9 protein-coding genes are annotated in these 13163 nt (G+C 47.2%); all 9 read right to left on the bottom strand.

The features are described 5' to 3' along the window. Nucleotides 1–31 precede the first annotated feature (31 nt). The gene (locus K401_RS0115325; protein WP_024293768.1) at nt 32–898 is read right to left on the bottom strand and encodes a carbohydrate ABC transporter permease; all 867 of its coding nucleotides are present in this window, start codon (nt 896–898) and stop codon (nt 32–34) included. Then, nucleotides 898–1836, bottom strand: a complete 939-nt coding sequence (locus K401_RS0115320; RefSeq protein ID WP_156882238.1) for an ABC transporter permease — start codon at nt 1834–1836, stop codon at nt 898–900. The genes K401_RS0115325 and K401_RS0115320 overlap by 1 nt, the downstream gene beginning before the upstream one ends. A 15-nt stretch (nt 1837–1851) precedes the next feature. Next, a complete protein-coding gene (locus K401_RS0115315) occupies nt 1852–2394 on the bottom strand; it encodes an HAD family hydrolase (RefSeq protein WP_024293766.1) in 543 nt (180 codons plus the stop codon). 129 nt (nt 2395–2523) lie between these two features. Then, nucleotides 2524–5637: an alpha-mannosidase gene (locus K401_RS0115310; protein WP_024293765.1), complete on the bottom strand. Its 3114-nt coding sequence runs from the start codon at nt 5635–5637 to the stop codon at nt 2524–2526. A 428-nt stretch (nt 5638–6065) separates the two neighbouring features. After that, on the bottom strand, nt 6066–7271 hold the full coding sequence (locus K401_RS0115305; protein WP_024293764.1) for an ROK family transcriptional regulator: 1206 nt from the start codon (nt 7269–7271) through the stop codon (nt 6066–6068). A gap of 103 nt (nt 7272–7374) precedes the next feature. Further along, entirely contained in the window at nt 7375–8712 is a 1338-nt protein-coding gene (locus K401_RS0115300) for a fucose isomerase (RefSeq protein ID WP_024293763.1), read from the bottom strand. Nucleotides 8713–8767: 55 nt separating this feature from the next. After that, nucleotides 8768–9544 (bottom strand): sulfite exporter TauE/SafE family protein, encoded by a 777-nt coding sequence (locus tag K401_RS0115295; protein ID WP_024293762.1) that lies wholly within the window; start codon nt 9542–9544, stop codon nt 8768–8770. Nucleotides 9545–9547: 3 nt separating this feature from the next. Then, nucleotides 9548–11548: an alpha-glucosidase gene (locus tag K401_RS0115290; protein ID WP_438830325.1), complete on the bottom strand. Its 2001-nt coding sequence runs from the start codon at nt 11546–11548 to the stop codon at nt 9548–9550. A gap of 67 nt (nt 11549–11615) precedes the next feature. Then, nucleotides 11616–13160, bottom strand: a complete 1545-nt coding sequence (locus K401_RS0115285) for a tripartite tricarboxylate transporter permease (RefSeq protein ID WP_024293760.1) — start codon at nt 13158–13160, stop codon at nt 11616–11618. Nucleotides 13161–13163: the final 3 nt, after the last annotated feature.

The following is a 13163-nucleotide window of genomic DNA, read 5'->3' as shown; positions in this document are numbered from 1 at the left end:
TTCTTCCTATATTTATTTTAAAAATAAATAATCATCCTTTTACCGCACCAAGCATAATTCCCTTTGTAAAATACTTTTGTATAAACGGATAGGCAATAATCATTGGTGTCATGGAAATCGCAATGCTGGCCGATTTAATGTTATCAGCAACCAGCTGTGATGTAATTCCCTCTTCCTGGGATATTTTAACTGATTCGATCAGCTGTTTTAATACCATTTGAACCGTATACAGCTTAGAAGTGTTTACATAGTAAAGAACATCACTTAACCGGTTCCATCTGCCTACTGCATAAAACAGGGCAAGTGTGGCCAATGTGGGGTAAACCAAAGGAATGGCCACTCTGAACAAGGTCTGAATTTCATTGCAGCCATCAATCTTTGCCGCTTCATAAAGCGAGGAGTCCACTCCTTTAAAAGCAGTGCACATAATGATCATATTATACGCGCTGAGTGCCTCCGGAATAAGCAGAGCCCACACGGTATCAATCATCTTAAAATCCTTGACATTTAAATATTTGGGGATAATTCCCGGATCCAGATACATGGTCACAACAAACAGGGTCATAATGATTGTTCCGCCCTTTAAATTCTTTTTTGAAAGCGGGTATGCCGCCATAATTGTCATGATAATGCATATTGCCGTAGATCCCAGCATGAGGAAAACGGAATAGATAAAAGAAGATGCAAAGCTTCCGCTTCGGAATGCCCTGACGTAAGCTTCCGTTGTAAACTGTACCGGATACAGAAAAACCTTTCCGCCCAGAATCGCATCCTTGGAGCTGAGGGACATGGATATAACACGGATGATGGGGATCAGTGCGATAATGCTGACTGCCACAAAAAAAGTATTCCAGAAAAGCTGAAACCTGCATTCTGTCTTGCTCTTTAATTCTCCCATTACATAATTCCCTCCTCTCCCATTTTTTTGGAAACTTTATTAACCGAAAGAATCAGGATAATTCCCACCACTGACTGGAACAAACCAACTGCTGTGGCAAAATCAAATCGTCCTGCCTGAAGGCCAACGTTATAAACGTAGGTACTGATAACATCTGAAGCACTTTTTACCAGAGTATTTCCCATCATATAAGGGCGGTCGAAATCAATTGATACGATTTTTCCAAGCTGCATGATGAGCATAATGGAAATCGTTGGCCTGATCTGGGGTATGGTAACATGAGCGATTCTCTGAAGCCTTGTTGCACCGTCAATATACGCTGCTTCTCCCAAAGACGGATCCGTGGCTGTCAGGGCTGCCAGATAAATGATCAGGGAGTAGCCAGCTGACTGCCAGACACCTGAAAACCAGTACACAAAGCGCCAGATAAAGGGAGAGCTTAAGAAGTTCACCTCTGTAAATCCTGCTTTCCGGATCAGATCATTGACAAGACCACTGGCTGAAAACAGCTGCGTAATAATACCGGCAATAATGACCCAGGAAAGAAAATGAGGAAGATACAAAATTGTCTGAGTTGCTTTTCTGATATGTATGTTTCTTATTTCAAACAGGAAAACCGCAATAAATACCGGAATGGGAAATCCGATAATCAAATCACCTGCATTTAAAATCAGCGTATTTTTCAATGCATTCCAGAAATCCTTTGATCCAAAGGCTTCCTTAAAGTTTGCAAGTCCAACCCATGGACTGTTCCAGATGCCGGCAAATACATTAAATTTCTTAAAAGCAATTACTCCTCCGATCATTGGCTTATAACGGAACAGGAGCATATAAATCACCGGAATCAGAAGCATGAAATAAAGCTGCCAGGTATTGCGGAAATACACCTTAAACGGGATCTTACGCAGCCTTTCCTTTGTTGTTTTTCCTTTCATCATATCCATACCCTCCTTCTATACATTTCCGTCTTTTGTAAGCTCTGCCTCCAGTCTTTCTGCCAGAGCCAGAAGCTCTTTCGGTTCATGGACGGTATAGTCCGGCCTTTCCCATTCATCAGCCGGAGTCATATCATAGCGTGGAGACCAGTCAATGAGAATGGAAGTAATTCCAAAACGGTTGGCTCCTGCAATATCCTTTTTCACATTGTTACCGATCATAACCACCCTTTTTTTGTCTTCTTCTGTAAGATGGTTCTTCTCCATGGCATCCTGAAACATCAGCCTGGAAGGTTTCTGGAACCCTACTATCTGAGAAATTGTTCTGGTGTGGAAACAATAACCAAGACCGTTTTCTTCATAAACATTGGTGAAGGACTGTTCTTCTCCATCCGCCACCATGGCAATGATATAACCGGAATCGTAAAGAGCTTTTAAGGTCTCCTCTGCACCGGGTATCAACTCCGCGTGGATTACAATACCGTTTTCATCGCGTATTTCGGTTTCTTCGTCAATGATTGTATCTCCGCTGTCTGTAAAAATGATTAACTTTTTTGTCATTTTGTTAACTCCATATCAAGTTTTGGCGTTTTCATCTTAAAGCTGATGAAATCATTATAATATTTTGGTTACATTGTTGCTATGCGTAATTTGTTATTATTGAAATCATCTTATTCGCATTTTTTGCGTTTATGGAACCAGCCGAAGGGTCTTAATCTCAAAAGGCGCAAAATGTAAGAGCATTTCACTGCTATTTTCAAGCAAGTTCACCGGAACAGACTCACTTCCCTTCAACTCCTCCTCCATGGCAGTTTCCCACACGCTGCTGATTTTAAAACCGGCTGCCGCCCGGCAGGAGGTATGTTTTCCAATGGCTTCATAGAATCTTAAAATCATATGATTTTCGCCGTCTTCTGCCATCTTCACAGTCTCCAGAATCACATTTTCTTCTGATATCCGGAAAAATTCTTTTTCTCCGATACCCTTTCCCCAAAATGCCAGGGGGCAGTTTAACTGCATTCCTTCCCGCACAACTCCGCTTTCTGTAAAGTTCCTGCTTTCTATATAGAAAGAATACGTAAATTCCTGTATTCCTTTATCCGCATTCATATCCGGCCATACAGGAGCTTTTAACAGTGTCAGTTCCATGGAATTTCCATTGGTGCTGATTCCATATTTGGAATCATTAAGCACTGCCGCTGTCCTTCCCGGTTCCGTCATTGCAGTATACCGGTGATTACAGACCTCATAGCGGTCTGCATCGTAACGTCGGTTCTGATGGGTCGGGCGTTTGATATACCCAAACTGGATTTCTTCAAAGGCTTCTTCCGTCCGGATCGTAACCGGGAAAGCAGTCTTCAGCAGTTTATGCGTTTCCTGCCAGTCAATGGCCGTAACAAAATCAATCCGCCTGCTGTTATAGGATAATGTGATTCTCTGAATCAGAGAGGACTGGTGAATCATCCTCTTTACCAGAAGCACCACTTTAAGCGGTCCTGTCTCCTCTATGGCGAGCTCCGCCCTGTTTCCCGGCTCTGCCGGCACATTTTTATAGAAGGAACTCATTTCCCAGGCATCATAATCCACATTAATATCCTGGTATAAGAAAAACCGGTTTGCTATCCCATCCACATATTCGATTTTTGTTTCCTGATCCAAGGCACTCCTTACCTGACCAAGATCGTCAACTATTATCTTGACCAATCCGTTTTCCAGCACAAACCAACCGTCTTGCTCATAGATCCGGCATACCTTTTCTTCTGAAATTCCGGTATAAACAGCTTGATCCCGCCCAACAAGATCGGTATATCCGCAGGAGGGAACCTTCACAGGAATCAGCAGCCTGTCTCCGATTTTCTGGGTCACAGGGAACCTTCCGCTCCGGACCAGACGTTCTTCCTCTCTGGCCGGAATCTCCGCCAGTTCCTCCCGCTCCCAGGATAAAGAATTGAATAATAGGATACCGTCAGCCTCTGATCCTGTAATCTGCTTTCTTGCTTCTTCATAAAAGCCAAGCGCTTTTTCTCCGGTGGATTTTAACGCTTCCCTGGTATCCTCATATACCCTGGCAATGGAGGTTCCGGGAATGATGTCGTGAAACTGGTGAAAAAGCAGCACTTTCCATAAGGATTCCAGCTCTTCCCTCCGGTTTTCTCCGTTTTCTGTGAAGCATGCAATGGAATTTAAAAGTTCTGCTTCCCGGAGCCTCCGTTCCGTCAGCCGGTTTTCTTTCTTGATCCACGCCTGGGAGGTGTAGGTTCCCCTATGCCAGGGCAGATAAAGTTCCCCTCTGTAAACCTCTGTTACAGAGCCTTCCTCTTCCAGCCGTTGAAAAAATCTCACAGGACCTTCCATACTGGTACGGGGTGCCCCTTCCAAATCCTTTACACGCCGTGCTGTTTCCGCCATCTCTCTGGTGGCACCGCCCCCGCCGTCTCCGAATCCGAAAGGATAGAGAAAGGAATCAATATTCTCCTGCTGGACCCGGTCCTCCTGCCATCTTGTGATCAAATCAAGGGGATCCAGCCGGGCGTTATTCTCTTTATAAAAATGAGTGAGAATCCTGGTACCGTCAATACCTTCCCACCAGAAATTGTTATAAGGAAATAAATCGCAGCCCTTTAATGCCCTGGAAACCTTCTGAGTAGCAAAGTAACGGATTCCGCAGCCTTTCATGATCTGAGGCAGCTGTCCGTTAAACCCAAAGCAATCAGGAAGCCAAACCAAAACACTTTCTTTTCCCAGCTCTTCCAAAAACCACTTTCTTCCGTAAAGGCACTGACGGATCAGACTCTCTCCGGATACCAGATTGGTATCCGATTCCACATACATCCCGCCTTCCGGTATAAAAGCTCCGTCCTCAACCTTCTGAAGAAGGCGTCCGTACAACTCCGGATAGTTTTCTTTCACATTTTCCATAATGGGAGGTTCACATAACAGGAATTTGTAATCTTCATATTCATCGGACAAGGCAATCTGTGTAGACAGGGTTCTGGCACATTTGCGCTTTGTTTCCTCCCAGGGCCAGAGCCAGGCCAGATCCAGATGAGACTGTCCAAATATGGTAAACTCCGGTGCGGTTGACCCATTGACACAGGAAAGCAGCGGTGCCAGTCTTTTTCTTGCCTTACGAAAGGATTCATCCCGTGCCTCCCGGTCCAGCTCAAAATCTGCCAGAAAAGTAAATTCCAAAAGTCCCTGATTTACTTTCATAGCTCTTAAAGACTTGGGATCAAGTCCTTGGGAAAGCTTGTAAAGGGTAACTGCATCCATGAGAAGCTGAAATGCGTCTTCATTCCAGATACCGAAATCCGAAGTGCCTGTCTTCACCTGAAAGGCTGGAGGTTCGGGAACAGCTGTGCGCCAGGGAGGGCATGGCCCGCCTTTTTCCAGCCTTGGACCGTGCCCTGCATAGCTTTCTGCTACCACAAAAAAACGCTCACCTGCTTTTGCGCAGCGGGTCAGTGTAATTCCGTCGTGCTTTAAATCTTTTGAACCTGCCGTTACTCCATTCACCCAGACCAGCATTTCCCCACCCACCTCAGGGTGTAGGAAAATCCGCTTTCCCTCCGCCTCTCTGGGCATGACGATTTCTGTCTGAAACCAGCCGTATTCCCATTTACCTCCCCAGGAAGTCCCTTGGGGCATGGGATAAAACTCCTGCTTTATTGCTTCTTCATAAGTAAAATGCTGTTTTGTCGTAAAGCCGGTAAAAGCCACCTCATCAAGCATGTCAAACAAATGGTTTTTCAATTCCTCGATCCATATATTTATCCGTTTGTCCCGTTCTGCTGCAAGCATCATCTGCATATCCCTCCCTTTTTCAGTAAAATCATCATATTTCCTCATTATACGATATCTCATGGGCTGGTGACTATGCAATGTTTGTTAAGTTGTCGCAGAATTTTCGCAGTTGTTGTTAAATTTCAGCATGAAGAAAGGTACAGCCATTGATGCGGTGTCAAGCGAATATTCGCAATCCGCTTCGCTACTTGCTCACAGTGTCCCCGATAGTGCGGGGGAGACCCTGCCCCGCTCCATCGGGCATAACCGAATAGCAGCAAGTCCCCTCACCCACCGCTTAATGCTTTTCGCATTTGAAGTGGGGGACTTTCTTGATTCGGTTAAAAAAGCGTAAAAAATCATAAAACAGGCCGTACTTATGACAGCACAAAAAATCAGCCGGTCGATCATTTCAGATCTTCCAGCTGATTTTTATTAAAAACCGCCTCTCATGTTCCCAAAAACAGCTCATTTACCGCAATTGCCAGAGGACCGATATATCCAATTCTGTCGCTCAGTTCCGACTTCAGGATATAACTTCCATTATACAGGGGATCGTAGTAGGTACAGAAGTTCAGGAAACGTTTCTGGATATTATCCATTTCAAACATGAATCCATAGATAATGACCTTATCCGGTGCCAGTAAAGTGATGGTATTCACCACGGTACGTGCCAGACGCTCCACAATGTCGTCAATGATCTTCTGGAGTCCCGGATCATCTACTTCAATCCACTGTTCCATGTTCCTTACCTCTATCCTGTCCACATCACCCTCCACAAATGCATACAGCCCGGGCATGGTCTCTCTGGTGCAGGCCCGCCTTACCCGGTCAGCAATGGCATGGGTGGCGACATGGGTTTCTAAGCAGCCCCGTCTGCCGCAGCGGCAGGGCAGACCTCCCGGTTCCACAATGTAATGGCCGATCTCCGCTGTCTTGGAGTTCTGGCTGTCGTAAATCTTGTTCTGTATGATAATGGCAGATCCTACGCCTGGCCCCCATTTAATAAACAGAAGGTTCTCCTGCTTTTTACCTGTGCCGTATATGAGTTCCCCTTCTGCAAAAGCCTTTACATTATTATCCACCACCACAGGAAGGTTTAAATACATTTTCATATATTCCCCCACCGGCACTGCCTCGTTCCATATGCGGTACGCATGGAGACTCACCCCTGTATCCCTTTTCACAGGTCCGGGAATTGATAAGCCTGCACCTAAGACAGCATCCCTGGATACCCCCTGCTCCCACATAAAATGCTTGCTTTCGTCAGCGATCTTCTTTAAAAATGCCTGAGGCTCCAGAGAAGTCTCTGTCTTAATCTTTTTCAATCCCTTAAGACACCCCTTTAAATCGCTGATGGCGATGCAGGTTTCCGGTGCCTCAATGCTGACAGAAAGCACATATTTGTACCGGTAATTGATATCAATCGATACCTTTTTCCTGCCTGCGCGCTTCTCCTCAGCCATCTCACCCTTTTCCAGCAGAATTCCGGCGGCAATTAAGTCTGTGCAGATCAAGGTAACGGTAGCCGGAGTCAGGCCCAGCTCCATGGCAATATCCTTCCTTGACATGGCTCCGTGGTCATTAAGGAGTTTTAATATGGCGCTGCGGTTGCTCACTTTAACATTTTCCAGATTAATTCCCGTATAGCCCATATCTTTTTCCTCCGTTTCTCAACATATCATATCCTCTCACCAGTATAGGCGTAAACACTGTTAAAATCAAGAAGAACCTTTGATATCCCCCCTGCACCCCACACTAATAAATACATGCCTCCATGCCCAGCATATGAGCCAGCATAGTAAGCTCTTCCGCCACGTCTCCGTAGATCACAACAAAATGGGGTTCCCATCCGGATTTTACGCTTTTTACAATAATATCCTTTGCATCATGATCCGTCTTAACCACTACCGAGGTCCCGCAAAACTGCTTCGGACGGTCCAGAGCTTCCCCTGACGCAATGAAAAAGCGGAAGCTTCCATCAGCCCTGCGGCCTACCCGGAAAACAGTAACCTTATCCCAGGCCTGGCAGCCAAAGTCCATAACCGGCCCGATCTTGCGGTTGGGGTGTACACCCACTTCTGCACCGGTATCCTTTCTTGCCAGGGTGCAGGGTGCCATGCCGCAATGCCAGAAGGTGATGGTACCTTCCTTTTCATCCATGGAAACAGGGTCTCCGAAAAATGCGGCATTGCCTGTCAGCTGCATTCCTATATACATGGACAAAGCCCCGTATACATCAGACTCGCAGCTGGCCGCCGTCCCCAATGCATTGAGGAGGGACAGCACAGAACATACAGGAGTTCCGAATGCTGTAAAAAAGTCCGGCCAGCACCGTGAAGACAGGGCTCCGATCCGGTTCTCCTCCACATACATCCTGTAAGCCTTATAAAGCCTTGCAAAGTCCTTCACATTCTTCTCCGGCGTCTCGTCTAAGCTCCCCATCATGGCTTTTGCCTCCTCCAGATAGGAAGCGCACTCCTCGTCTGTATAGGATTTGGCCTTATCAATCAGCTCCCTGGCTTCGATGGAGTCCAATGTCACACCGAATCCATGCATCAGTTCTGCATCCAATGCCCTTCCAAATCCAAAACCCTGGGGAGTATGACCGATGGAGGCCATCTTTAGATCCCTTAACTGATGCTTTACCCTGGCTGCCCTGATGGCAGCGCCTACGCCGGCAGCCACCGCCTCCTCCTCCGGTGAGCCGAAAATATATTCAAACTCACCGTCACGGAAAGCGCGGAGCGCATTACCCGCAGAATATGCTCCGGTAAGGGAATTAAGCCTTAAGCGGCCTCCGTCGATCACCGGCTCCCTCAGTGTCCACAAAAGCACCGGACAGGTGAAGCGCTTAAGGATTTCGCTTGCATAGGCAGCATTGGCAAAGGTGATGTTCTGGAGGATGATAAGACCCGGATTTATGGTATCCAAATAGGAATTTAAGTCATTTATGGATAAAAGCATGTTTTCCGGATACACGGCCTCCTCTGTCAGAGAAGAAATCAGACGGATGGATTTCTCAAATTCAATCTGCGCACTTTCCAAATGAAAGGTAGGTACACCGATTGGTATGTATGCAACTTCAAATTTCATATTTTTTTATCTCCTTTGAAATCAATGCAATATTCTTCCCATATTATCCCGTAACCTATTTTCCCAGAAGGGAAATACCAGAGATAAACAGAAGCACATAGGTAATCATCATAAAAAGCCTCTGACTCATTTTGGCATAAAGTCTGCCTCCCATGAACATGCCGGCCAGCAGGAAGGGGAGGGACATGACCAGCGTCCTGACTAAATCCGGACTCCACAGACCCATGCGTATATCATCCAGCAGAACGATGGTATTTAACACCAGCCAGACAGTGGAAATAGTGGCCCGGAAGCTCACCTTGTCTTTCAGCCTTTTGGTCATATATCCTATGAGAAGCGGGCCTCCTGATACGAAAATGCCATGTACAAGGCCTGCAAGGCCCAGCAGCAGGTACATGGCCGTGGAGGTCTTTGTATCCTGGGCACTCCCTGGATTTCCGGCTTCTTCCCCCTTTTTATCCGTTGGTCCGTTTGCTTCGTGCCGCAGCTTTACAAGCCCCTGCCCGGAAAGAAGGATGACAAATACCCCCAGCATCCGGTATAGCTGCTGCTCCTGTCCTTCAAAGAACCCCTTTAAACAAATTCCTCCCAGTATGCCGGCTGCCATCACTGCCACGATTTTTTTAAGCTCGCTCCAACACACGCTTTTCCTGTGTCCTGCAAACACATAGAAGCCTGACAGCAATCCCAGCACGTTGAGCACCGGTTTGGCTGTGTTGTAACCCACCAGCATCAGGCTGGGAGGCATTGCAAGGATGGTCCCGGCAAAGCCTGTGATTCCCTGGATGATATTGGACAGCAATATGATGAGAAAAAATCCTGCGTATCTCATAGATTACCGTCCGCTTTCCCGCTTCCCATGGGTTCTGCGGATCTCTTCAAACAAAGGGGCGTATTCTGAGGACTTTAAGTAAAATGCCGGGGTATCTCCAACCGGTGCAGCCACCTTTGCCTCCCCGCCCCTGTATTCTTCACCTGTCCACAGGTGAATCCATTCTCCTTCAGGCAGATAGACATCCCAGGTATCCTGTCCTTCCAAATACACAGGAGCCACCAGAAGATCCGGGCCCAGCAGGTATTCGTACTGGACTTCGTAAGCTCTTTTATCCTCCTCATAGTGGAGGAACAGAGGCCTTTGAACCGGGATTCCCTTTTCCGCATTTTCCTTTACCAGCTCTTTCATGTAGGGCGCCAGCATGGTGTAAACCTCCACCAGCCTTGCCAGCTGTTCCATACAGTCCTCATCCTCATAGTACTGGAAATTAGTGTCTGGCCGGTTCCCCTCATGGGTGCGCATCACTGGAGTGAATACGGCCATCTCAGCCCATCTTAAAAACAGCTCCTTGGTTCTTTTGTTGTCAAACAGGGAGGTGTATCCGCCGATATCACTGTGACTTAAGCCGCAGCCGGTCATACCGGCGCTTAAGGCCGCACAGATAACCGTTGCAAGGCCGTCATGAATGGTAAAGTCCACGGACTGGTCTCCTGCCCACAACAGGGTGCAGTACTTCTGGCTTCCGGTTCCTCCAGCCCTCATAAAGTAGACCACCTCTCCCAGTTTTCCGCTTTCCTTTACCGCTTCATAGTTGCACTTTGCCCAGAGAGCGGGCCAGCGGTTATGTTCTTTCATGGGGGATATTCCGCTGTATAGCCTGATGTCATCCGTTGGGAGATATTCTCCAAAGTCAGCCATCCAGCCGTCAATTCCAATATCCAGGCTGTGTTTTTTGATCACTTCATTTTTGTACCATTCATAGGCATCCGGATTGGTCAAATCCACCACTCCGCAGTAAAACTCACCGAAATCTACCAGATAATCCCCTCCATCCCCTTTTGTGGCAAAATACCCCCTGGCCTTTCCTTCCTTATATAATTCCCCGTCGTTTACCAGATAAGGATTGATATAGCCAAGGAATTTTATTCCCCTGCTGTGAAGCTCCTGTATACGCTTTGGCAGGTCCGGATACATTTCCTGATGATATTTCCAATCCCACTGAAGGCGTTTTCCAAAGGATGTGACCCTTTTTCCGCACCAGTCCTGGCACCACAGGCCGGATACCTTGATTCCTTTGTCCAGAGTCTTCTCAAGGATTCCCAAGGAACGGTCATTTCCCCCCTGTACGCCTATGATCAGGCCATTGTACACCCACTCCGGAAGCTCTGGCTGCCGGCCCAAAAAGGCTGTCAGTTTCTCTAAAAGCTCCAGGAAGCCGGGGGCTGCCTCAATGCGTATGGAAGCCGGAACCTCCCATATCTGAAGCTCATGGAAATCCCTGTTCCTGAAGTCAAAATCAGCATAAGCAGTGGAATCCACATGAAGGTAATAGTGCCTGGCGGACACATAGGTGGGCTGTGGGTAGTTGGTATTGTAATAATCCCCTCCCGCCTTATTTTCCACATCCGAGCGCCATGTCACATAGGTGGTCTTATCCCTTCCCACTCCCGGCTCAGAGGTCCATAAGGGAAAATGCCTTCCTCTCAAATTAAAATAAGACATCTGCTCTCCGCAGCCATAGCAGGATTCTTTCTCGTCTGCCTCCACTCTGAACCAGAACCGGTTAATGGCCGGATTGATCTGCCGGAAGGAAAGGACCGCAAGCTCTCCTTCAACCTTAACCGTAAGCACGATCTGGCCCTCCAAGTCCATGGAAATGCCCTCCGGCTCCTCCGTTATTCCGGTAACCCTTAAGGGACGCCGTTCCACCACATAGTCCTCTATCCTGTAATTGCCTCTGTACATATCCACGGATTCTTCTCCGTATCCCACATAGATCATTGGCTTGCCGCTTTTACAGCTGAGTATCCTGCGGCCGTCTGCATTTAGCTCCCAGTCCATTCCTTTACGAACAAATTCCATATGTAACCTCCGTTTGAAATCCATCAGAACATCATGATCACAAAAATCATCCCTTCTGCATGCCCTCTTTCTTCATTTCCTCCATTTGAGCCTGATTCAGAGCCTCCACCTTCTTATTGATCCGGAGCATGGAAATCACAAGAATTACCGTTAATATCAGAATCACACAGGAAATCGGACGCTTGAAGAAAATCAGATAGTCTTTATCATAGCTCATCATACTGGTTACAAAGTTCATCTCCATAATGTCGGCAAGAATCATCCCAAGCATCAGAGGAGTAGATGAAATATCCAGCAATGTGAGAAAATAGCTGAAAATAAGGATAGCTGCCGTTAAAACCAGCTCTTTTACGTTTCCCGTAGCTGCAAATGCTCCGGCAAAACAAAAGATGATGATGACAGGCGCCAGGTAGGTATAACGCACCTGCACGATTTTTGCCACTGCACGGGTCAGCACCATGCCGATGGGATAGAGAAAAATATTTGCCACCAGACAGCCTATGATAATGGAATAAGCGATAACGCCCTGCTTGGTAAACATGGTGGGACCCGGCTGAATTCCATGAAGAATAAACGCTCCAAGCAGCAGCGCCGTCACGCCGTCTCCGGGAATCCCCAGGGTCAGCAGGGGAATCATGGCAGAACCAACCACAGCATTGTTGCTCGCCTCGGCTGCTGCAATTCCTTCCAGGCTCCCTTTTCCAAAATCCTGGGGACGCTTGGAGGCCCGTCGGCACTCGTTATAACACATAAACTGTGCCACACCGCCTCCCACTCCCGGCATTGCGCCTAAAAAGGAGGCTACGCAGGAAGAACGAAGGCAGGCCGGAATAATTGATTTAGCTTCTTTCAGTGTTAAACCAACCTTGTCAATCTTCGTGATATCATCCAGATTCCCTTCTGCCAGAACAAAATCCCGCAGCTTCTGGACCACCTGGGTCAATGCAATCAGCGCGATCATGGCAGGCAGCATATCAATGCCATACCTTAAAGAGTCTATGCCAAAGGTAAAGCGCATCACACCTGTCACCGCATCAGCTCCAATGGCAGCCATTAAGATGCCAAGCAGACCGGATATAATTCCTTTTGCCAGGCTTTCGCCGCTTACGCCTGCAATCAGCGAAATGCCCAGGATTGCCATGGAAAAGTATTCTGCCGATGCAAATTTTGACACCAGTTTTGTTATGAGGGAAGCGCACACCATGAGGAGCAGAGCGGAAAAAAGACCGCCGAAGGTAGATGCAAACAAAGAGGTGTCCAGGGCTTTTTTTACCTTCCCTTTCTTTGCCAGGGGGTATCCGTCAAATGTTGTTGCAATCGCCGAGTTCGTTCCCGGCGTATTAAGGGTGATCGCACTGATTGATCCTCCATACATACCGCCTACATAAACAGCCAGAAGGGAAATGATGGCCGTGTCCGGCGAAGAAAAGCTGTAGGTGAGGGGAAGAAGTAAAATGATGCCAAGGGTTACGCTAAGTCCCGGAATACATCCTACAATCATTCCCAGAATCAGTCCGCCAAGAATGACCGCTAAATTACCAATCGTAAAAACCTGCTGCAGTGCAAGCAGAATCTGCTGAATATCTCCCATAAC

This window comes from Lacrimispora indolis DSM 755 (assembly GCF_000526995.1).
Classification (GTDB): Bacteria; Bacillota; Clostridia; order Lachnospirales; family Lachnospiraceae; genus Lacrimispora; species Lacrimispora indolis.
Note: the sequence above shows the minus strand (reverse complement) of the source record. Positions and strands in the feature narration are given on the sequence as shown.